The organism is Bosea sp. RAC05 (assembly GCF_001713455.1).
GTDB lineage: Bacteria > Pseudomonadota > Alphaproteobacteria > Rhizobiales > Beijerinckiaceae > Allobosea.
In genome coordinates this window covers 1,562,733-1,583,766 of the sequence record NZ_CP016464.1, presented here as the reverse complement: position 1 = coordinate 1,583,766, position 21,034 = coordinate 1,562,733, and the positions used below count along the sequence as shown (strand labels likewise).

General features: G+C 67.9%; 18 protein-coding genes. 6 read left to right on the top strand and 12 right to left on the bottom strand.

Annotated elements, in window-relative coordinates; genetic code table 11:
• Nucleotides 1–42 precede the first annotated feature (42 nt).
• Nucleotides 43–1,824 carry a hypothetical protein gene (locus BSY19_RS10895; protein WP_069054188.1) on the bottom strand — a complete coding sequence of 594 codons (1,782 nt, stop codon included), beginning with the start codon at nt 1,822–1,824 and terminating at the stop codon, nt 43–45.
• 208 nt (nt 1,825–2,032) lie between these two features.
• On the opposite strand from BSY19_RS10895, the gene aptA reads away from it, so the two are divergent.
• Complete coding sequence (gene aptA, locus BSY19_RS10890) at nt 2,033–3,373, top strand: omega-aminotransferase AptA (protein WP_069054187.1); 1,341 nt, start codon at nt 2,033–2,035, stop codon at nt 3,371–3,373.
• A 169-nt stretch (nt 3,374–3,542) separates the two neighbouring features.
• Nucleotides 3,543–4,427, top strand: a complete 885-nt coding sequence (locus BSY19_RS10885) for an HNH endonuclease (RefSeq protein ID WP_236840508.1) — start codon at nt 3,543–3,545, stop codon at nt 4,425–4,427.
• 8 nt (nt 4,428–4,435) lie between these two features.
• On the opposite strand, the gene BSY19_RS10880 is transcribed toward BSY19_RS10885, so the two are convergent.
• From BSY19_RS10880 to BSY19_RS10850, 7 genes are all read right to left on the bottom strand, one after another.
• On the bottom strand, nt 4,436–4,816 hold the full coding sequence (locus BSY19_RS10880; RefSeq protein ID WP_069054185.1) for a hypothetical protein: 381 nt from the start codon (nt 4,814–4,816) through the stop codon (nt 4,436–4,438).
• 71 nt (nt 4,817–4,887) lie between these two features.
• On the bottom strand, nt 4,888–5,382 hold the full coding sequence (locus tag BSY19_RS10875; RefSeq protein ID WP_069054184.1) for a peptide deformylase: 495 nt from the start codon (nt 5,380–5,382) through the stop codon (nt 4,888–4,890).
• A gap of 7 nt (nt 5,383–5,389) precedes the next feature.
• Complete coding sequence (locus BSY19_RS10870; RefSeq protein ID WP_069054183.1) at nt 5,390–7,603, bottom strand: FAD-dependent oxidoreductase; 2,214 nt, start codon at nt 7,601–7,603, stop codon at nt 5,390–5,392.
• 312 nt (nt 7,604–7,915) lie between these two features.
• Nucleotides 7,916–9,124 carry an acetyl-CoA C-acetyltransferase gene (locus BSY19_RS10865; protein WP_069054182.1) on the bottom strand — a complete coding sequence of 403 codons (1,209 nt, stop codon included), beginning with the start codon at nt 9,122–9,124 and terminating at the stop codon, nt 7,916–7,918.
• 17 nt (nt 9,125–9,141) lie between these two features.
• A complete protein-coding gene (locus tag BSY19_RS10860; protein ID WP_069057004.1) occupies nt 9,142–9,384 on the bottom strand; it encodes a hypothetical protein in 243 nt (80 codons plus the stop codon).
• 11 nt (nt 9,385–9,395) lie between these two features.
• A complete protein-coding gene (locus BSY19_RS10855; protein ID WP_069054181.1) occupies nt 9,396–11,192 on the bottom strand; it encodes an acyl-CoA dehydrogenase C-terminal domain-containing protein in 1,797 nt (598 codons plus the stop codon).
• Between the two features lie 213 nt (nt 11,193–11,405).
• Nucleotides 11,406–11,861, bottom strand: coding sequence for a MerR family transcriptional regulator (locus BSY19_RS10850; RefSeq protein WP_069054180.1), 456 nt, complete (start codon nt 11,859–11,861; stop codon nt 11,406–11,408).
• A gap of 360 nt (nt 11,862–12,221) precedes the next feature.
• Between BSY19_RS10850 and BSY19_RS10845 the strand changes: the two genes are divergently transcribed.
• The 4 genes from BSY19_RS10845 to BSY19_RS10830 all read left to right on the top strand — a co-directional run bounded on the left by BSY19_RS10845 (nt 12,222) and on the right by BSY19_RS10830 (nt 17,392).
• Entirely contained in the window at nt 12,222–14,567 is a 2,346-nt protein-coding gene (locus BSY19_RS10845) for a coiled-coil domain-containing protein (protein ID WP_150129577.1), read from the top strand.
• Complete coding sequence (locus tag BSY19_RS10840) at nt 14,480–15,499, top strand: tetratricopeptide repeat protein (protein WP_069054178.1); 1,020 nt, start codon at nt 14,480–14,482, stop codon at nt 15,497–15,499. Before BSY19_RS10845 ends, BSY19_RS10840 begins: the two co-directional genes overlap by 88 nt.
• A 193-nt stretch (nt 15,500–15,692) precedes the next feature.
• Nucleotides 15,693–16,622 carry a sulfite exporter TauE/SafE family protein gene (locus BSY19_RS10835; RefSeq protein WP_069054177.1) on the top strand — a complete coding sequence of 310 codons (930 nt, stop codon included), beginning with the start codon at nt 15,693–15,695 and terminating at the stop codon, nt 16,620–16,622.
• Entirely contained in the window at nt 16,619–17,392 is a 774-nt protein-coding gene (locus BSY19_RS10830; RefSeq protein WP_069054176.1) for a TIGR02186 family protein, read from the top strand. The genes BSY19_RS10835 and BSY19_RS10830 overlap by 4 nt, the downstream gene beginning before the upstream one ends.
• Nucleotides 17,393–17,402: 10 nt before the next feature.
• On the opposite strand, the gene BSY19_RS10825 is transcribed toward BSY19_RS10830, so the two are convergent.
• From BSY19_RS10825 to fdh3B, 4 genes are all read right to left on the bottom strand, one after another.
• The gene (locus BSY19_RS10825) at nt 17,403–18,656 is read right to left on the bottom strand and encodes a molybdopterin molybdotransferase MoeA (protein ID WP_069054175.1); all 1,254 of its coding nucleotides are present in this window, start codon (nt 18,654–18,656) and stop codon (nt 17,403–17,405) included.
• A 7-nt stretch (nt 18,657–18,663) separates the two neighbouring features.
• The gene (gene mobB / locus BSY19_RS10820; RefSeq protein WP_069054174.1) at nt 18,664–19,194 is read right to left on the bottom strand and encodes a molybdopterin-guanine dinucleotide biosynthesis protein B; all 531 of its coding nucleotides are present in this window, start codon (nt 19,192–19,194) and stop codon (nt 18,664–18,666) included.
• An 81-nt stretch (nt 19,195–19,275) separates the two neighbouring features.
• Nucleotides 19,276–20,283 carry a formate dehydrogenase subunit gamma gene (locus BSY19_RS10815; protein ID WP_069054173.1) on the bottom strand — a complete coding sequence of 336 codons (1,008 nt, stop codon included), beginning with the start codon at nt 20,281–20,283 and terminating at the stop codon, nt 19,276–19,278.
• Nucleotides 20,284–20,432: 149 nt separating this feature from the next.
• Nucleotides 20,433–21,029, bottom strand: a complete 597-nt coding sequence (fdh3B, locus tag BSY19_RS10810) for a formate dehydrogenase FDH3 subunit beta (protein ID WP_069054172.1) — start codon at nt 21,027–21,029, stop codon at nt 20,433–20,435.
• Between the last annotated feature and the right edge of the window lie 5 nt (nt 21,030–21,034).

Genomic DNA, 21,034 nt, shown 5'->3' with positions numbered 1-21,034 from the left:
TCACGGGCCGTTTGCGACCCATCGAACGCCGGGCCGGCCGTCTCAATGCCCGACGATGCCGATGTCCTTCACGATCCGGTCGGCCACCTCGGCCCCGAAGCCGCGGCGCGTCAGCCAGAGGCGCGGCTGCGAATGGAACATCGGGAACAGCTCGCACAGGGTCGCGATCGCCTGGACCCGCTCCTCCTCGTTGCCGGTGTGGACGGCCCGGATGGCGCGGCCGAGCAGGGCGAAGGGGTTCGAGCCGCCACCGAGAAACTCGCCATGCGCGCGCGACACCTGGCGCGCGCCGAGCAGATGGGCGCCCAGAAGCGCGAAGAAATCATAGGATGGCGGGCGGCCGGCGCTCAGCGCGATCGCCTTCTCCATCAGGGGCAACCCCTCGGCCGGGCGGTTGAGCTGGATGTAGCGGGCGCCGAGCGTCGCCATGATGTCGGGGTCATAGGGGTTGCGGGCCATGGCGACGAGCCCGGCCTTGAGCGCCTCGTCGATGGCGCCGCGCTTGAACAGCACCGACATCAGCGACAGCTGCGCCCGCGCGCTCGAGGGCGCCAGCCGGACGGCGGTGAGCGCGGCGGTGAGCGCCCGTTCCAGAGGCTCCGGCTGCGGATTGAAGCCGAAACCGTGCTCGAAGGTATAGAGCAAGGCGAGCTGGGCCCACGCTGGATAGAAGGTCGGATCGCGCGCGACGAGGTCCTCCAGGCAGCGCCGCGCCGACAGATGCGCCTCCGGCAGCATGGTCCGGCGCACGTCGATGGCCTCGTAGACGCAGCGGGTCGGCTCGGCCGCTCCATATTGCCGGATGTCGGCGTGGATGATGCCGAAGGGCTCCGCCAGCCGCGTCGCCAGGCGCCGGGCGCTCTCGGGGAGATCGGCCTGATCGGGATCGATCGGGCGCACCGACGAGACGGACCAGACGATGCGCCCATCGCGGACGGACCGAAGTCGGCCGAAGCCCTCGGTGCCGCCCGGCACCGGCTGAGCCATCAGCTCGAAGACATAATCGGCTCCGCCCGGAATGGCCTGGCCCGGCGAAGGCAACTTGACCGTGAGCAAGTCGTCGAAGCGGGACAAGGCATCGACCAGAAAGGTCGCGAAGCGGCGTGCATTCGCCGACTGCGCCGGATTCTCGGACAGGTCCGACACAGTGACCGCCAGGACGAGCGTCTCCATCTGCGCCGGGCGCATCGACAAACCGGCAACGGAGGAGGACGCGACAAGGGGCGACGCCGCGGGGCGCGGGACCATCGCGACGACGGCGTCCGGCTCGCGCCCGACGATGCCACCATGCCAGGCGACCAGCGCGAGCAGCGCGGCGCAGAGGCCGAGGCCGGCAACGAGCGGCCAGCGCCGCGCCCTGCGCCGATCGAGCATCTCCTCTTCGGGACGCGAGGCCAAGAGCGCGTGCGGCGCAAGCCGCCCTGCAGGTCCTTCCCCTGCCGGTGGCGGCAAGCCGGGCCGCAAGCGAGCCTGGCCCGCCGAGCCGAATTCCACCCGCTCGAAGGCCGGGACATAGGCGCCCACGGGAATCGTGATCCGGACGGGATCGCCGATGCCCTCGCCTGCATAATACTGCGCCAGGGCCCGGCGCAGGCGCCCCGCCTCGACACGCACGATCGGATCGGACTGGGGGTCGAAGTCGGCCGAGCGTCCGAACGCCTCGACGGCGATCGTATAGCCCTTCAGCTCGGGGCCGCGCCCCGCAACGGCCCGCTCGACGATGAACGCCAGAAACGCCGAGAGCTGCGGCGCCGCGCGAAAGGCATCGGACGCGAGGATTCGTGCGAGTCCGGCGCGGATATCCGCGGCGGTCTCACCGTCCAAAGGCTCCGATCCTGCGCCAGAATCAGTCATGGGGGTCCGATTCAGTTTACGCCCCTTCGTCCGGATACAGTAAAAGCGACGTTAGGTCACCCGATTCCGCGATTAGCCCCCGCTCTCCCGGCGACGCAGCCATGCCGCGTCTGCGAAGCAATTTACAGTCCGGATCGTGCTGTTAGGTTGAGTTATTGTTAATCACAGGATCCCTCCGATGACCGCAGCACCCTCTCCCATCGCGAGCCCCAACGATCTCGACGCCTTCTGGATGCCGTTCACGGCCAACCGGGCGTTCAAGCAGCGGCCGCGCATGATCTCCCGGGCGGAGGGGATGTACTACTACACCCCCGAGGGCAAGCCGGTGATGGACGGCACGGCGGGCCTGTGGTGCTGCAATGCCGGGCACAAGCGCCGGCCGATCATCGAAGCGATCCAGGCCCAGGCCGAGGAGCTCGATTTCGCCCCGAATTTCCAGTTCGGCCATCCCAAGGTCTTCGCGGCCGCCGCCCGAATCGCGGCGCTGGCGCCGGGCGATCTCGATCATGTGTTCTTCGCCGGCTCCGGCTCGGAGGCCGCCGACACGGCGCTGAAGATCGCGATCGCCTACTGGAACGTCACCGGCAAGGGCTCGAAGACCCGGCTGATCGGGCGCGAGCGCGGCTATCACGGCGTCGGCTTCGGCGGCATCTCGGTCGGCGGCATCGTCTCCAACCGCAAATTCTTCGGCTCGCTGCTGGCGGGCTCCGATCACATGCCCGCGACCTATGACCGGGAGAAGCAGCGTTTCACCAAGGGCGAGCCTGACTACGGCGCGCATTTCGCCGACGAGCTCGAGCGGATCGTCACCCTGCACGACGCCTCGACCATCGCCGCCGTGATGGTGGAGCCGATGGCGGGTTCGACCGGCGTGCTGCCGCCGCCCAAGGGCTATCTCCAGCGCCTGCGCGAGATCTGCACGAAGCACGGCATCCTGCTGATCTTCGACGAGGTCATCTCCGGCTTCGGCCGGCTGGGCTTCGCCTTCGCGGCCGAGCGCTACGGCGTCATCCCCGACATGATCACCTTCGCCAAGGGCGTGACCTCGGGCACCGTGCCAATGGGCGGCGTGATCGTGCGCAAACCGATCTTCGACGCCTTCATGAACGGCCCGGAGAATGCGATCGAGCTGTTCCACGGCTACACCTATTCCGGCCATCCGCTGGCGGCGGCGGCTTCGCTGGCGACGCTCGACATCTATCGCGACGAGGGCCTGTTCGAGCGGGCGAAGACGCTGGAGCCGCTCTGGGCCGATGCGATCATGGAGCTGAAGGAGGAGCCCAACGTGCTCGACATCCGCACGCTCGGGCTCGTCGCCGGCATCGACCTCGCCTCGCGGCCCGAGGGCGTCGGCAAGCGTGGCTATGCGGCGATGGAGCACGCCTTCCACGAGGAAGGGCTGATGATCCGCATCACCGGCGACACGATCGCGCTGACCCCGCCGCTGATCGTGACCGAAGACCAGATCGGCGAGATCGTCGAGAAGACGCGCCGGGTGATCAGGGCCGTGGCGGGGTAAGGCGCAGTCGGCGCAAGCCGTGCCATGACGTCATGGTCGGGCTTGTCCCGACCATCCACGTCTTCCTTCGGCGAGACCTGTGTTCAAGACGTGGATGCTCGGGACATCGAATTGTTGGCACTAGACGACCGACTAGGTTACATAAGCGTCGATGGTAAAAGCCGTTTTCATGACCCGTGTCTCTCCGGACTACGATGATGTTCCGGAAAAGCAGTATCATTTCCAACAGGCCTACCGAGGCCAAGCGGAGGCCGCGGTTGGCGACATGATCGTCTACTACGAGCCACGACGCTCAGGATCTTCTGAACGCCCTGCAAGCGGAAGGCAGGCGTATTTTGCCTTTGCGAGACTAACGCATATAGAACCAGACCCGATTTTAGCCGATCATTTCTATGGTTTTGTTGATGATTTCTTAGACTTCGACCGACCAGTTCCATTCAAAGAAGCTGGAGGATATTACGAGTCTGCCCTTATGCGGGAAGACGGTAAAACCAGCAAAGGCGCCTTTGGCCGATCGGTCCGGCTGTTACCTGAGCATGAGTTCGCTGCGATAATTGCGGCTGGCTACGCAAGCATTTCGGGGTACGAGCCAGCTCGGACAAACCTCGCCGACTTTGGCTTCTCCGACACGGAGCAGGCACCGTATGAACGTCCGATCGTTCAGTCGCTGATCAGCCGGCCTTTTCGCGAGGAGAGTTTTCGTCGCCATGTTCGCCTCGCCTATGACAACCGCTGCGCCGTGACAGGCCTGCGGCTGATCAACGGGGGCGGGCGACCCGAGGTCCAGGCGGCCCACATCATGCCGGTTGCATCAAATGGGCCTGACTCGATCCGGAATGGCTTGGCCCTATCGGGAACAGTTCACTGGCTCTTTGACCGTGGCCTGATCTCGATCGCGGATGATTTGTCCCTGATTGCACCACCGAAGCTCATTCCCGATGCCCTCGCCGGCTTGGTGCAACACGGCAAGCCGCTGTTGACGCCACGCGACGAGGCCGCGCTGCCGCATCGGTCCTTCATCGAGCATCATCGCAATCATGTGTTCAAGGGTTGAGCCGGAGCTCATTTGCCCCAAACCGGATTTATCAAGCCGGTTTTTCGGCCTTCAGCTAAGGTGGACTGATGCTCCGAGCCAGAGAGGTTCTCGTGGAACCAACCTTCGGCCGCAGCGCGCTTGAATCTCTCGATGAACAATTCCGCGCTCATGAGCGCAGACGGATCGTCGACACTTCTCGTTGTTTCAAGTGTATGCAGATAGTGGTCGTCGACCGTCTTCTCAGCTGGCACCAGTGACTTCACCCCGACGCGCTCAGGGATGAAGAACTCCGCGTCCCATAGCCACTCTTGCACGGCCGAGATATCGAACTCGCCCCGCAGAACAAAAGCGCCGAGCTGTTTGTAGTTGGAGGCGTCGCGATACATGTATTCGACCAGTGTGTTCATGCGATCCGCTCCCGCCCTTCGTCCCAGAAGATAACGGCAGCAGAGCAGGAGTCTGTCAGGAGGCCGCCTGCCTACCCCCTCTGCAGCTTCCCATATCGCGCCACCACCCGTTCGCGCTTCAGCCGCGAGAGGCGCTGGAGCCAGAAGATGCCGTCGAGCTGGTCGATTTCGTGCTGGTGGCAGGTGGCGAGGAAGCCTTCGGCCTCTTCTTCATGGGCGGTGCCGTCGAGATCGCTCCAAGTGAGGCGGATTTTCGCCGGCCGCTCGACCTCCTCGGTGACGCCGGGCATCGAGACGCTGCCTTCGTTGGCGCGGCTCGTCTCCGGAGAGGCCCAGAGGAGCTGCGGGTTGGCGTAGGTCCGGACGTCGCCGGGCGTCAGCTCCAGCACGACGAGCCGCAGGGGCACGCCGATATGGGGCGCGGTGATGCCGACGCCGGGCGCGGCACGCATCGTCTCCAGCAGATCAGCGGCGAGCTGGCGCAGCTCGCCGTCGAAGCGCTCGACCGGTTCCGCGACCGCGCGCAGGCGCGGATCGGGGAAGCGGAGGATCGGCCGGATCGCCAAGGCCGCCTCAGGCAGCCCTGGCTGCGGCCTTCGCGGCGGCGGCGCCGTAATAGCTCTCGCCGGTCTTGGCCATGCGCTTGAGCTGCCGGTTGGGCCTGAAGCGCTCGCCATGCTTCTTCGCCAGGCTCTCGCAGAGCTTCACGAAGGCGGCCGCGCCCATGTTGTCGATGAAGGAGAGCGTGCCGCCCGAATAGGGCGCGAAGCCGAAGCCGATGATCGAGCCGACATCGGCCTCGCGCGGATCGGTGACGACGCCCTCCTCATAGGTGCGGGCCGCCTCCAGCGCCTGCGTCACCAGAAGACGGTGCTGCAGTTCCTGCATGTCGACCTGTTCCGGCGCCAGACGCTTGCCGACGAGATCGGCCAGCCCCGGCCAGAGGCGCTTGGGCCCGGCTTCCGGATAGTCGTAGAAGCCCTTGCGGTTTTTCCGGCCGAGGCGGCCGTGCTTCTCGACCATGTCGGAGAGCAGCTTCTCCTGCGCCGGATCGACGGCGCCCTCGCCGAGTTGGGCCTTCGTCGCCTTCAGCACCTTGAAGGCGAGATCGACCGCAACCTCGTCATTGAGCGAGAGCGGGCCGACCGGCATGCCGGCCTGCTTGCCGGCCGCCTCGATCATCGCCGGCGGCACGCCTTCCATCAGCATGAGATGGCCTTCGCGCAGATAATTGCCGACGCAGCGGTTGGCGTAGAAACCGCGCGTATCGTTGACGACGATCGGCGTCTTCTTGATGGCACGGACGAAGTCGAGCGCCATGGCGAGCGCCTTCTTGCCGGTCTTCCTGGCCATGATGACCTCGACCAGCAGCATCTTCTCGACCGGCGAGAAGAAATGGATGCCGATGAAGTTCTGCGGCCGCTGGCTCGTGGTGGCCAGCCCGGTGATCGGCAGCGTCGAGGTGTTGGAGCCAAAGATGGTCTTCGGCCCGACGGCGGCTTCGACCTTGGCGATGACCTCGGCCTTGACCTTGGGATCCTCGAAGACGGCCTCGACGACGAGGTCGCAGCCCTTGAGCGCTGTATAGTCGGCGGTCGCCGTGATGCGCCCGAGCACCGCGTCGCGGTCGGCCGTCTTGGCGCGGCCCTTCATGATCTGGTCGGAGACGAGCTTGTGCGAATAGGCCTTGCCCTTGTCGGCGGCCTCCTGGTCGCGGTCGACCAGCACGACCTCGAGACCTGCCTGGGCCGTGACATAGGCGATGCCGGCGCCCATGAAGCCCGCGCCGACGACGCCGACCTTCTTCAGCTTGCTCGGCGGGAGATCGGCCGGGCGGCGCGCGCCCTTGTTGAGCTCCTGCATCGAGACGAAGAGCGAGCGGATCATCGAGGCCGCCTCCTTCGTCCGCAGGATCTTGGCGAAGTAGCGGCTCTCGACCTTCAGCCCGAGGTCGATCGGCAGCTGCAGGCCCTCATAAACCGCGGAGAGGATGGCGCGGGCGGCCGGGTAGTTGTCGTTGGTCTCGCGGCGATAGATCGCGTTGGCGGGCGGCCAGATCTGCATGCCGGCCGGCGAATGGACCTTGTTGGAGGGCAGCTTGAAGCCCTTCTGGTCCCAGGGCGCGGTCGCAGTCGGGTTGGCCTTGAGCCACTCCTTGGCGTTGGCCACGAGCTGATCGCGCGGGACGACGGCATGGACAAGGCCGGTGTTGCGGGCCGGCAGCGCCTTCACCTGCTCGCCCTTGAACATCATCTGCAGGGCATCGCCCGTCTGCATCAGCCGGGCGACGCGCTGGGTGCCGCCGGCGCCGGGGAAGAGCCCGACCTTGATCTCGGGCAGGCCGACGCGGGTCGAGGCATCGTCGGAGACGACGCGGTACTGGCAGGCGAGCGCGAGTTCGAAGGCGCCACCGAGGCAGACGCCGTGGATCGCGGCGGCGAATGGTTTCCCGCAGGTTTCGAGCTTGCGGTAGAGCAGCGAGAGCTTGCGGCTCTCGTCGAAGAAGGACTGCATCGCGACGGGCTCGCCCTTCTCCTTCGTCAGGCGAATGTAGAGGTCGCGCAGGCCCTGCAGCATGGTCAGGTCGGCGCCGCCGGAAAAGGCCTCCTTGCCGGAGGTGATGACGCAGCCCTTGATCGCCTCGGTCGAGGCCACCGTGTCGATGATCTGGTCGATCTCGGCCATCAGCTCGGGCGTGATGACGTTCATCGAGCGGCCCGGCATGTCCCAAGTCGCGGTGGCGATGCCGTCGGAATCGGTCTCGAAGCGGAAATTGGTGAGGTTCATTTTGCCCCCCTAGAGCCAAGGAATTTCACAGCCTCGGCAAATTGTTGATCCGTAATCTTTTTGGCCTTCCGAGCTTCGTCGAGTACCGCTTGCTCCATCCAAGGAGGCAAAATGTACCAGGTAGGGACTCGCGAAAAAGGGTTCCCCTTCGTGCTGGTCAATGTTTGATCCCAGCGAGAAGCCAACCTTGGCTCTTCTGACCAATAACCTGTGGCCAAAGAGTCGTGGTTTAATCGATCGCCGCCGTTGATTAGAACGTTCTGCAGCGTCCATTGTCGGCGGGGCGAATTCACATCTTGTGGACGTGTCATTTTACACCCGCTCGATGATGGTGGCGACGCCCATGCCGGCGGCGACGCAGAGCGTCACCAGGGCGGTGTTCTTGTCCGTGCGCTCCAGCTCGTCGAGCACGGTGCCGAGGATCATCGCGCCGGTCGCGCCGAGCGGGTGGCCCATGGCGATGGCGCCGCCATTCACGTTCAGGATGGCGTCGTCGATGTCGAAGGCCTGCTGGAAGCGCAGCACGACCGAGGAGAAGGCCTCGTTCAGCTCGAACAGGTCGATGTCCCTGGTGGTCATACCGGCCTTGCGCAGCACGAGCTCGGTGACGTCGACCGGGCCGGTCAGCATCAGCGCGAGATCCGAGCCGACGGTGGCGAAGGCGCGGATGCGGGCGCGGGGCTTCAGCCCTGCAGCCTTGCCGCCCTTCTTCGAGCCGACGAGCACGGCGGCTGCGCCATCGACGATGCCCGAGGAGTTGCCGGCATGGTGGACGTGGTTGACGAACTCGACATCGGGATGAGCCGCCGTCGCGACAGCGTCGAACCCGCCCATCTCGCCCATCTGGACGAAGGAAGCCTTCAGTGCGGCGAGCGCCTGCATGTCGGTGCCGGGGCGGATCGTCTCGTCGCGGGCGAGGATGGTCAGGCCGTTGACGTCGGTGACCGGGATGACCGAGTTCTTGAAGCGCCCGGCCTCCCAGGCGGCGTGGGCGCGCTTGTGCGAGCGCACGGCATAGGCGTCGACATCGTCACGCGAGAAACCGTATTTCGTCGCGATCAGATCGGCCGAGATGCCCTGCGGCATGAAATAGGTGTCGATGGCGACGGAAGGATCGACCGCGATGCCGAAACCCGAGGCGCCCATGCCGACGCGGCTCATACTTTCGACGCCGCCGCCGATCGCCATCTCCTTCTGGCCCGACATCACCTGCGCGGCGGCGAGGTTCACCGCATCCAGCCCCGAGGCGCAGAAGCGGTTGATCTGGATTCCCGGCACCTCCTTGCCGTAGCCGGCCTTGAGGGCGACCGTGCGGGCGATGTCGGCGCCGGCCTCGCCGACGGGATCGACGCAGCCGAAGACGACATCCTCGACCAGCTTGGTGTCGAGGCCGTTGCGGTCCCGGAGCGCGCGCAGCGTCGTCGTGCCGAGCTCGATCGCGGTGACCTCGTGCAGCGAGCCGTCGGCCTTGCCCTTGCCGCGCGGCGTGCGGACATGGTCGTAGATGTAGGCGTCTGCCATGGTTTTCTCCCGGGCTGTTATTTTCGGATAACCCAGACACCCCTCGGGCTGTCTTCGGCTGCCTCGAACCTGCCTTCAGTTCTCAAGACGTTTGCGGCCCACCGCATCTCGTACTGCCACTTGTAGAACCGATCGCCGGACGCCCGGAGATCGGCTTCATGGTTGTGCCAAATGTAGCGAGCGACATCGATCAAAGTGGCCTTGCCACCTTTTGAAGCGACGGCTTTGTACACCGCTTCCTTGAGCTCGATGTTTGTCATTCCTGACATTGTCAGAACTGCTCGGCGCTCAGCGCCATCGTCGAGTCGGCGCCGCTGGTGATCCGCGCCAGATGCGCCGCCGTCTCGGGCAGGCTGCGCTCCATGAAGAAGCGGGCCGTGACGAGCTTGGTGTTCATGCGCTCGGTCGCGCCATTGGCGCCGGCCTTGAGCTTATCCTGCGCGACCTTGGCCATCTTGGCCCACATATAGCCGAGGGAGACGAGGCCGAGCAGGTGCATGTAGTCGGTCGCGCCGGCGCCGGCATTGTCGGGCTTGGCGAGCGCGTTGTTCATGAACCACATCGTCGCCTGCTGGAGATGGCCGAGCGAGGCGGCGAGCGGCGCGAGCAGGGGCTTCAGCGCCTCGTCCTCGCCGTTGTCCTTCAGGAAGCCGCCGACCTCGTTGAAGAAGGCCATGATGGCGCGGCCGCCGTCGCGGCCGAGCTTGCGGCCGACGAGATCCATCGCCTGCACGCCGTTGGCACCCTCGTAGATCATGGCGATGCGGGCATCGCGCACGAACTGCTCCATGCCCCATTCGGCGATGTAGCCATGGCCGCCGAACATCTGCTGCGCCTTCACCGCATTGTCGAAGCCGACATCGGTCAGCACGCCCTTCAGCACCGGGGTCATCAAGCCGAGCTGGTCGTCGGCGGCCTGGCGCTCGGCTTCGTCGCCCGAGCGGTGGGCGATGTCCGACTTCAGCGCGTTCCAGAGCACGAAGGCGCGCGCCGCCTCGTTGAAGGCCTTGATCGACATCAGCGTGCGGCGCACGTCGGGATGGACGATGATCGGGTCGGCGGCCTTGTCGGGGTTCTTGGCGCCGGTCAGCGAGCGGCCCTGGATACGGTCCTTCGCATAGGCGACGGCGTTCTGGTAGGCGACCTCGGACTGGGCCAGCCCCTGGATGGCGACGCCGAGCCTGGCCTCGTTCATCATCACGAACATGGCGTTGAGGCCCTTGTTCTCGGTGCCGATGAGCCAGCCCTTCGCCCCGTCATAGTTCATGACGCAGGTGGCGTTGCCGTGAATGCCCATCTTGTGCTCGATCGAGCCGCAGGAGACGTGGTTGTTCTCGCCCACCGACCCGTCCGCGCCGATCGCGTTGCGCGGCACGACGAAGAGCGAGATGCCCTTGACGCCGGCGGGCGCGCCCTCGATGCGGGCGAGCACGAGGTGGATGATGTTCTCGGTGATGTCCTGCTCGCCGGCCGAGATGAAGATCTTGGTGCCGGTGATGGAATAGGAGCCGTCACCATTGGGCACGGCCTTGGTCTTGATCAGGCCGAGATCGGTGCCGCAATGCGGCTCGGTCAGGTTCATCGTGCCCGACCACACGCCCTCGATCATCTTGGGCAGATAGGTGCGCTTCTGCTCGTCCGAGCCGTGGACGTTGAGCGCGGCGATCGCGCCCATGGTCAGGCCGGGATACATCGCGAAGGCCATGTTCGCCGAGGAGGAGAATTCGTTCATCACGGCGCCCAGCGTGTAGGGCAGGCCCTGGCCGCCATAGTCGGGATCCATGGCCAGCCCGATCCAGCCGCCCTGGGCATAGGCCTCGTGGGCCGCCTTGAAGCCCTTCGGTGTGGAGACGCGGCCATCGGCGTGGCGGGTGCAGCCCTCCTTGTCGCCCGACAGGTTCAGCGGCTGAAGGACCTCCTCGCAGAGTTTGGCGCCCTCGCCGAGAACGGCCTCGATCACGTCCGGTGTCGCGTCGGCGAAGCCCGGGAGGTTGTTGTAGCGCTCGATGGCGAAAACGTCGTTCAGCAGAAACAGCGTGTCTTCGACGGGTGCCTTGTAGACCGGCATGGTGTTCCTCCCTCGCATCGCGCGGCCGCCGACTTGAGGCGGCTTGATTGTTTACATATAAACTATCTCCACCTGCTTGGCAACGCGGGCTCGCGTTTTTGTGCGCGGGAGCTTGCCCGCGCATGACGAAAAACGCCCCGACCGGAGGTCGGGGCGTTCAGACGATCAGGAGCCGGATGGCGTGCTGTCCGGAGCCTCGCCCCGGGTCGCGGTTCAGGCCTTGGCGAAGCGGGCGGCGGAGGCTTCCAGCTCCGCGATCGCATCGTCGATCTCGGCGCGCTGGGTCCGCAGCAGTTCAAGCTGCTCGAGAACCTGCTCGCGGCTGAGCTGGAGGCCGCCGACCGAGGCCGCACTGGTCTCGCCGCCCTTCTTGTCCTCATTGGCCAGCATGGCCCGGATCTCGACCAGGGTGAAGCCGAGCTGCTTGCCCTTGAGAATCAGCGCCAACCGGGCGCGATCGCGGCTGGAATAGATGCGCGTCATGCCCGAGCGGGCCGGGGCGATCAGGCCGCGCGATTCGTAGAAGCGCAGCGTGCGCAGCGTGACGCCGAAGTCGCGGGCGAGATCGCTGATGGTGAAGCCACCGGACTGGTCGGTGTCGATCGCGGTCGGGGCGGTGCGGCCATCGGCCAAGACGGTAGCAGCCAGAGCTGAGCTGTGGCGAGACATCGGGTTCAATCCTTGAATGAAGGGAGCGTCACCGGCCGAGTCGGCGGCAATCATTGACTACCCATACCATAGCGAGCGAGCTGTCCTTGCGTCAGGTAATGAGCAGCTTCCCTCAGGTAAGTTACCGTTAGCCGGACGCAACGGAGCCGAATCGAGCGACGGTGTTCGCGAAAAATTAACCGATGGGGCCGGAATCTTAACCCGCTGTTTACCACGCCGGCGAAAAGGTCGGGCTTGCGGATCGGCGCCCGGCTTGCGGCAACGTAATCTTCAGGTGTCGCCGAACCGCAGGAAGCCGTGGCAGTTCAGGGGCCTGCGCCTTCCGATCGAGGACAGAGAGCCCCTTAGGCGAGCGTCATCATGGCCACTAGCTTGCCCTGGAGCGTGAAGGGCGTCGATCCCCGCACCCGCGACGCCGCGAAGGCAGCGGCCCGGCGCGCCGGCATGACGCTGGGCGAGTGGCTGGACCATAAGCTGCGCGAAGAGACCCCCTCGGAGCCGAGCCCGCCGGAGCAGCTCGACATCGCCGCCCTGTCCGAGCGCCTCGCGCGCCTGTCCCAGGGCCAGATGGACACCGCCCCGCAGCAGGCCGCTCACGGCCATCGCGAGGCCGACCAGCCGTCCCGCAGCGAGATCGAGGCTCTGATCGCACAGGCGTCGCAGGTCGAGCGGATGACCCGCGAGTCGAGCGCCAAGACGGTCGGCGCGCTGGATTCGATCGCGCGCTGGATCGAGACGGCCGAAAAGCGCATGAGCTCGGGCGAGCGTGCCGCAGCCGAGCGCCAGGATCGCGCGACCAGCGTCATCGCCGAGGCGATCAAGACGATGGGCGACCGCCTGGCCGAGTTCGAGCGGCGGGCCGCCGAGCCGGCCCGTGGCGGCGTCCGCACGGAACCCGCCCCGCGCCTCGCCTTCAGCCGGGAGGGCCTCGCCGCCGCCGTCACCGATATCCGCACGCGCCAGCGCATGCTCGATCAGGACGAGGCGGCCCCGATCCAGCCCGCCGGCGGCCCCGAGAGCCGGATTTCGGCGCTGCGCAACGATCTGCGCGAACTCAGTGCGCGCCTGGCGCCGGTCACCGCCCGGACCGAGCGTCCGACGGCCCCGGTGCGGATGCCCGAGCCCGCCCGCGACGCGCATCTCGACCAGATCGAAACGATGATCGCCGCGCTGGGATCTCGCCTCGACCGTCTCGATCCGCGCGACCGGCTCGAGCCGATCCTGAAGCCGCTGGCGCGGATCGAATCCGAGGTCCAGCGCCTGGCCCAGGACCGCTCCGGCGAGAGCTTCCAGCGCTTCGAACTGGAGATCGCCCATCTCGCCGCCAAGGTCGATGCGCTGACGGCCCGTGGCGGAGACCGCACCCTGCTCGTCCCGCTGCAGCGGGACATCGCGGAACTGCGCGACATCCTCTCGACCAGCGGCAACGAGGCCCGGCTCGGGGAACTGTCGCACCAGGTTTCGGCCCTGTCACACGAGATCGGCCGGCTGCGCGACAGCCGCTCCGACGGACGCGACCTGCACGGGCTGACGGCGGCGATCGACGATATTCGCGACGCGATCCTGAGCGATCGCGGCCAGGCGCGGGCGCAGGATCTGGAGCCTCTCTCGGCGCTGTCGCGGCAGATCGACAGCCTCGCGAGCAAGATCGACGCACGCTCCTCCGACCCCCGCTCCGATCGCCAGATCGAGGACAGGATCGACGCGCTGCAGGCCCGGATCGAGGCGCTGGCGGAAAAGGGTCCGACCGCGGTCACTCGCCAGATCGAGGCGCTGGCCGGCCGCATCGAGAACCTCGCCGCCTCGAGCAGCCTCGCCCATCTCGTCGCCGACGGACAGGCCGTCCAGGTCGCGCCGGTCGACCTCAGGCCGGTCGAGGAGATGCTGCGCAACCTCGCCGACAAGATCGACGAGGCGGGGCGCCCCGGCGCCGACAGCGGCTCCTTCGACGCACTCGAACAGCAGATCTCCGGCCTGGCGCAGCGGCTCGACGCCGCCGCTGCGACCCGCTCCGCCGAAACCGGCATGGAGCGGACGCTGCAGGATCTCGTCACCCATCTGCGCTCCCTGCGCGAGGAGACGACCGAAGCGGCCGAACGTGCCGCGCGCGCCGCGATGTCCGACCATCTCGGCAAGGCCGCGCCGGCCCAGAGCGGCATCGCCGAGCTGGGGACGCTGCTCTCCGGCCTGCAGGAGAGCCATGCCTCGACCGGGCGCGAGACGCAGGATGCGATCGGCGCCGTCCACCAGACCCTGGAGACGATCATCTCCCGGCTCTCCAGCCTCGAGGCCGAGCTGGTCGCCGACCGGCAGGCCGCCGCGTCCCAGCCCGCACGCACGCCGATGCCGCCCCGCATCGCCGCGGCCGAGCGGGCCGCCGGCAAGGCGCCCACGATGCCCCCCGCCGCCATGCCCGCCGGCATGAGCGTCGCCCTGGACGACCGGATCGCCGCGCCCGAGCGCGCGCCCCAGCCGAAAAGCGAAGCGCCCGCCGCGCCGGCTGCGGCCGCTGCCGCGACCAACCCGCTCAGCGCGGCGCTCGACGTGCCGCTCGAGCCGGGCTCGGGCCGTCCGCGTCCGGATGCTCCGCCAAGAGCGGCGGCCGGCTCAAGGAGATCATGGAGAAGCGCAAGCGCCCGCTCCTGCTCGGCCTGGCTGCGCTCGTCCTCGCCCTCGGCACGGCCCATCTCGTCACCAACGCCCTGAAGGGCCCGCGCACGGCTGCGACGGGCGAAGCCGTCCAGAGCCCGATCACGCCTCGCGAGGACGCCACGCCTCCGGCCAAGGACCAGTCCTCCGCCCTGCCGCCGGCGTCCACCGCCGCGCAGCCAGCCGCGCTCGCCGCTGCCACACCGCCGGCCGCCGAGGTGACGGGGTCGACCACCCAGCCCGCGGCGCCCGAAGCAAAGGCGCAGGTTTCGGCAGAGCCCGTGCAGGCCGCGACCAATGTGGGCGACCTGCCGCCGACGCTGGGAACCGCCGGCATGCGCAAGGCCGCCCTCGATGGCGATGCCCGCGCCGTCTACGAGCTCGCCAGCCGCGCGGCCGATGGCCCCGCCGCCTCGCGCGACCCAAAGCTGGCGCTGCGCCTGTTCGAGCGGGCCGCCGTCGCCGGCCTCGCCCCGGCGCAGTTCCGCCTCGGCAACATGTTCGAGAAGGGCATCGGGACGGCCCGGGACCTCTCGCTCGCCCGGGTCTGGTACACGCGCGCCGCCGAACGCGGCAACGCCAAGGCGATGCACAATCTCGCGGTGCTGCATGCCGAGGGCGTCTCCGGCAAGCCGGACTATGCCACGGCGACCGAGTGGTTCCGGCGTGCGGCCGAGTTCGGCGTGCGTGACAGCCAGTACAACCTCGCCGTCCTGCTGGGCCGCGGCCTCGGCGCGCCGACCGACCTCGCCCAGTCCTATCTCTGGTTCGCGGTGGCCGCCGGCCAGGGCGACGAGGATGCCGGCCGCAAGCGCGACGAAGTCGGCCAGCGGCTGAGCCCCTCCGATCTCGCCGCGGCCAAGGCCGAGGCCGCCGCCTGGCGCCCGCGGACCGCCGCCAGCGGCGCCAACGACGTGACTCCGCCGGCCAAGGGCTGGGACGAGGCGCCGACGGCTGCGGTCAAGCCGGCCAAGCCGGCCCGCAGCTGAGGGCCGGCACGAGGCAAGCCCCGCGACAGCGGAGGCCGTCATGGTTTCGACGCGTTGGCACGGCATCACCGCCGGCAACGGGCCGTTCCTTGCCTCTTGCGATTGCCGTCTCGGCTTCTTGTCGGGAACGGTGCATCATCGGCACCGTCGGCTCCGGGTCTTCCGCCGGCCTGGCGGCGCGTGAGGAGTCGAGGTGCAGATCTATCTCCCGATCGCCGAGCTGCCGATCAGCGTCCTGATGGTGCTGGGGCTGAGCGGCGCGGTCGGCTTCGTTTCCGGACTGTTTGGCGTCGGCGGCGGCTTCCTGCTGACCCCGCTGCTGATCTTCCTCGACATTCCTCCGGCCGTCGCGGTCGCGACCGTGGCCGCGCAGGTCGCCGGGTCCTCGACCACGGGCGTCCTGACCTATTGGCGACGGCGCGCACTCGACTTCAAGCTCGGCGGCATCCTGGTGGCGGGCGGCATCGCCGGCACGCTGCTCGGCGTGCTGTTCTTCAATTCGATGCGGCGCCTGGGCCAGCTCGAGCTCGTCATCACCCTGTCCTATGTCACGCTGTTCACGATCATCGGCGGGCTGATGCTGTACGACGCGCTGCGCGCCATGCTGCGCGTGCGGGCGGGCAAGCCGGCACGGCTGAAGCGGCGGGCGGGCACGCATCCCTGGTGGATGGGCCTGCCGCTGCGCATGCGCTTTCCGGATTCGCAGCTCTATTGCAGCGTCATCCCGATCGCCCTGCTCGCCGTCGTGATCGGCTTCATCGGCGCGGTGCTGGGCGTCGGCGGCGGCTTCATCCTGGTGCCGGCGCTGATCTATTTCTTCCGCATTCCCACCGCCGTCGTGGTCGGCACCTCGCTGTTCCAGATCCTGATGACGATGACCGGCGCGACGCTGCTGCATGCGCTCACCAACCAGTCGGTCGACATCATCCTGGCCGTCCTGCTGCTGCTCGGCGGCGTGATCGGCGCGCAGTTCGGGGGACGGGCGGCGCGCAATCTCAACGTCGAATCCTTCCGCCTGCTGCTGGCCTTGCTGATCCTCTCGGTTGGGCTGCGCTTCGCGATCGAGCTGTTCATCCCGCCGAGCGAACCGTTCTCGGTGGTGATCTCGGAGGGCTCGCGATGAGCCTGCTCGCGCGCATCGCGGCCGTCCTGGCGCTGCTCGCGGGCGGCACGGGCGCGGCGCGCGCGGAGACGTTGATCGCGGCCATGTCGAGCCACCAGATCCTGATCACCTCCAACTACACGGGCAGCCAGCTCACGGTGTTCGGCGTGGTCGAGCGCGACGGGCGGACGGTGGCGCGTGGCGACCCCTATGACATCGTCGTCACGGCGCGCGGCCCCCGCCGCATGCTGCTGGTGCGCGAGAAGGAGCGTCTCGGCCCGATCTGGATCAACCGCACGCAGCGGCGCTTCCCCGACAGCTCCTTGTTCCTGACGGTGGCGAGCAACCGGCCGCTGAGCGAGATCATCAGTCCCGAGACGGCGCGTCGCGAGCGGGTCGGGCTCGAAAACGCCCAGCGGTCCCGGGATGCGGCGCTCGACCTCGACGTGACCACGGCCCGTTTCCAGGAGGGCCTGATCCGGATCCTCGCCGCGAAGGATCTCTACACGGCCAGGGAGCGGGGCGTCACCTTCCTCTCCTCGACCGTCTTCAGCGCGCCGATCGAGGTTCCGGCCACCGCCCCGACCGGCTCCTACGAGATCGAGATCGTGCTCTATGCCGGCGGCGTGCCGCTGGCGCGCCAGACGACCAATTTCGAGGTGGTCAAGAGCGGCATGGAGCAGAGCCTCGCCACCGCCGCCCACGACCTGCCGCTGGTCTACGGGCTCGTCACGGTGCTGATGGCGCTGCTGCTGGGCTGGCTCGCGAGCGTCGTCTTCCGTCGGGACTGAGGCCGGCCTCTCAGCCGAAGAGCAGGCCATAGGCCAGGAAGGGCACGACCGTGCCCTCGGCGATCTTGGTCGTGTCCTCGGCCAGTTCGACCAGCCCGTCGGTGCGCGTCAGCGAGGTCAGAACGCCAGCCCCGTCCTGCGGGTGCTTGCGGGCGATCATGATCCCGTCCGCACCGGGTTCGAGCGAGACGCGGACATATTCGCGGCGCCCTTCCTTCTTGCGATAGGGGAAGCCGAGCCGCACCGGCAGGGCGGCAGGCCGGACCGGGGCGGTGCCGGCCAGCCGGGCGATGAGGGCGCGCGCCACGAAGGCGAAGGTGACGAAGACAGCGACGGGATTGCCCGGCAGGCCGATGAAGGGCACCGAACCGATGCGCCCCAGGGCCACCGGCCGGCCCGGCTTGATGCCGATGCGCCAGAAGGCGAGATCACCGACCTGCTCGAGCGCCGCCTTGACGTGATCTTCCTCGCCCGTGGAGACGCCGCCCGAGGTCAGCACCAGATCGCAGGAGGCGGCCGCCTCGGCCAGCGAGCGGGCGAGGCCGGCGGGCTCGTCCCTGAGGATGCCGAGATCGACGACCTCGGCCCCGGCGCGCGTCACCATCGCCCGCAGCAGGGCGCGGTTGGCGTCGTAGATCGCGGCGGGCCCGAGCGGCTGCCCCGGCTCGGTCAGTTCGTCGCCTGTGGAGAAGATCGCGACCCGCGGCCGGCGGCGCACGGCCACGTCGGTCAGGCCCAGCGCCGAGAGCAAGGCGAGATCCTGCGGGCGCAGGCGCTGGCCGGCCGCAGCGGCCGGCGCGCCTCTGGCGATGTCCTCGCCTGCCGGGCGGGCATTGGCGCCCTTCGCCAGACCGGGCGGCAGCACCGCGACGGGGCCCTCCAGCACGACGTCCTCCTGCATGAAGACGGTGTCGGCGCCCTGTGGCATCGGCGCACCGGTGAAGACGCGGACCGCGATGCCCTGCACCGTCACGCCCGCCGCATCGGCTCCGGCCGCGACGCGGCCGCCGACGGGAAGGCGGCTGGCGCCGGCCGGTGCCAGATCGCCATGGCGCACGGCGTAGCCGTCGACGGCGGAGTTGGCGAAGGGCGGCAGATCGAGCGGCGCGGCGATGTCGCGCGCCAGCACGCGGCCGTCGGCTTGCGCCAGGGCAACCGTCTCGATCCCGGTGACGGGCGCGGCGAGCGTCGCCACACGCGTGGCGGCCTCCTCGAGCGTCATCAGAGGGCCGAAGGCCTCGTCGTCGCGGCTCAGCTGTGCCATAGCGCCCTCACCGTCCGGCGCCGCAGCGGGCCAGCACCTCGGCGAGCGGCTGGGCCTGCGCCAGCATCAGCGCGGCGATGCCCTGGATGTCGTCGATGTCGATGACGGGACGGCCGGCGTCGGGGAAAGCGGTATCGCTCGCCACCGCGACGATGGTGGGATCGCCGGGGTGCAGCGGCGGCTTGCCGTTGGCCGCACGGTGGATCTCGAGCTTGGCGTGAGCCTGGCGCTTGAAGCCCTCGACGATGACGAGATCGACCGGCGAGAGCCTCGCCAGCAGATCCGGCAACTCCGCCTCCGGCTCGTCGCGCAGCTCCCGCATCAGGGCCCAGCGCCGCTCCGAGGAGATCAGCACCTCGCGCGCCCCGGCCTCGCGATGGGCGTGGGAATCCTTGCCGGGCGTATCGAGGTCGAAGGCGTGGTGGGCGTGCTTGAGCGTCGAGACCGAGACACCCCGACGCCCCAGTTCCGGAATCAGGCGGGTGACCACGGTGGTCTTGCCCGCTCCGCTCCACCCCGCCAGGCCGATCACACGCATCGAATGTCTTCACCCCAAACGAAAACCGGGCGCCGAGGCGCCCGGTCGTCATCCGTCAGGAGCCCCTGACGGTCAAGCGGATCATTCAGCCGGCTGGAGCCGGTTGTCGGAGCCGGCACGGGCCTTCTGCATCTCTTCCTCGACCCAGAGCGAGTGATGCGCCTTGGCCCAGTTCAGATCGACCTCGCCGGAGCCCATGGCGTCGAAGGCGCCTTCCATGCCGATCGAGCCGATGTAGATGTGGCCGAGCATCAGCGCGATCATCAGCACCGAGACGATGCCGTGGACGACGTTCCAGAACTGGAGATTGAGCACGCCGCCGGCATAGAACGGGAACAGCAGGTAGAAGCCCGACACCGACAGCGCCGCGCCGCCGAGCACCACGCTCCAGAACACGATCTTCTGGCCGGCGTTGAAGCGGCGGGCCTCCGGATGGCCGTTGCCGATGATGCCGCCGCCGGCCGCGAACCAGCGCAGGTCGAGCAGGGTCGGGATGTTGTCCTTGATCCAGATGACGAACATCAGCGCCACGCCCAGCATGAAGGGCCAGGCCAGGAAGTTATGGGCCCATTTGGCGGCGATCGAGAGGTTCGTGAAGGCCTGCGGGCCGACCAGCGGCAGCAGGACGAGCTTGCCGAAGGTGACGTTCAGGCCCGACAGCGTCAGGATGATGAAGCAGCCCGCCGTCAGCCAGTGCACGAAACGCTCGAAGGCGTTGAAGCGCGTGATCGTGGTGCCCGCCGGTCCCGCCTCGTTCATGATCCGCCCGCGGATCAGGTAGAAGGCCGTCAGCGCCAGCAGGGTCCCCAGCACCGCGATGGCGGAGATGCGCAGCATGGTACCCTGGTGGAAGGCGCGCCAGTCGCGGCCCGCGGGACGCTCCAGCGTCGCGGCCTTCTGGTCGGGAATCGAGATGCGGCCCTGCAGCTCCGCCTGGGGATTGCCCTTCAGGGCATCCAGGAACTGCCGCTCGCGAACGGCATCGGCCGTCGGATTGACCTGCTGGGCACTTGCGGGAACGGCGAACGCGACCGCGAAGGTCAGCAGCAGGCCGGTCACCAGCAGGCGGATATGGGCGCCAAAACGCATGGCTGTCTTTCCTTGTTCTCGACTCTCGCGGCGAGCCGCCGACCTGTCCGTAAGCGGTGCCCCGAGGAGCCGGCCGGGCCGGCTTGCCTTCGGAACACCCTGTCCTGGGCTCCTCGCGAGGAGGGCCCGGTCCGTTGCCGGACAGGCGCCTAGATGGCGATGTTTTCCTTGTAGGCCGTCTGCCAGCCCCAGGCGCCCGAGCCGTAGCCGCGCTTCACCACCCGCTCCTTGTAGATCTGGGCGATGATCTCGCCGTCACCGGCGAGCAGCGACTTGGTCGAGCACATCTCGGCGCAGAGCGGCAGCTTGCCTTCGGCGAGACGGTTCGAGCCGTACTTCTGGAACTCGACCGGCGAGAGGTCCGCCTCGGGGCCGCCGGCGCAGAAGGTGCACTTGTCCATCTTGCCGCGCGAACCGAAGTTGCCGACCTTCGGATACTGCGGCGCGCCAAACGGGCAGGCGTAGAAGCAGTAGCCGCAGCCGATGCAGAGGTCCTTGCTGTGCAGCACCACGGCGTCCGCCGTGGTGTAGAAGCAGTCGACCGGGCAGACCGCCGCGCAGGGCGCGTCGGTGCAGTGCATGCAGGCCATCGAGACCGAGCGCTCGCTGGGCTTGCCGTCATTGATCGTGACGACACGGCGGCGGTTGATGCCCCAGGGCACCTCGTTCTCGTTCTTGCAGGCGGTGACGCAGGCGTTGCACTCGATGCAGCGATCCGCGTCGCAGAGGAATTTCATCCGGGCCATGGTTC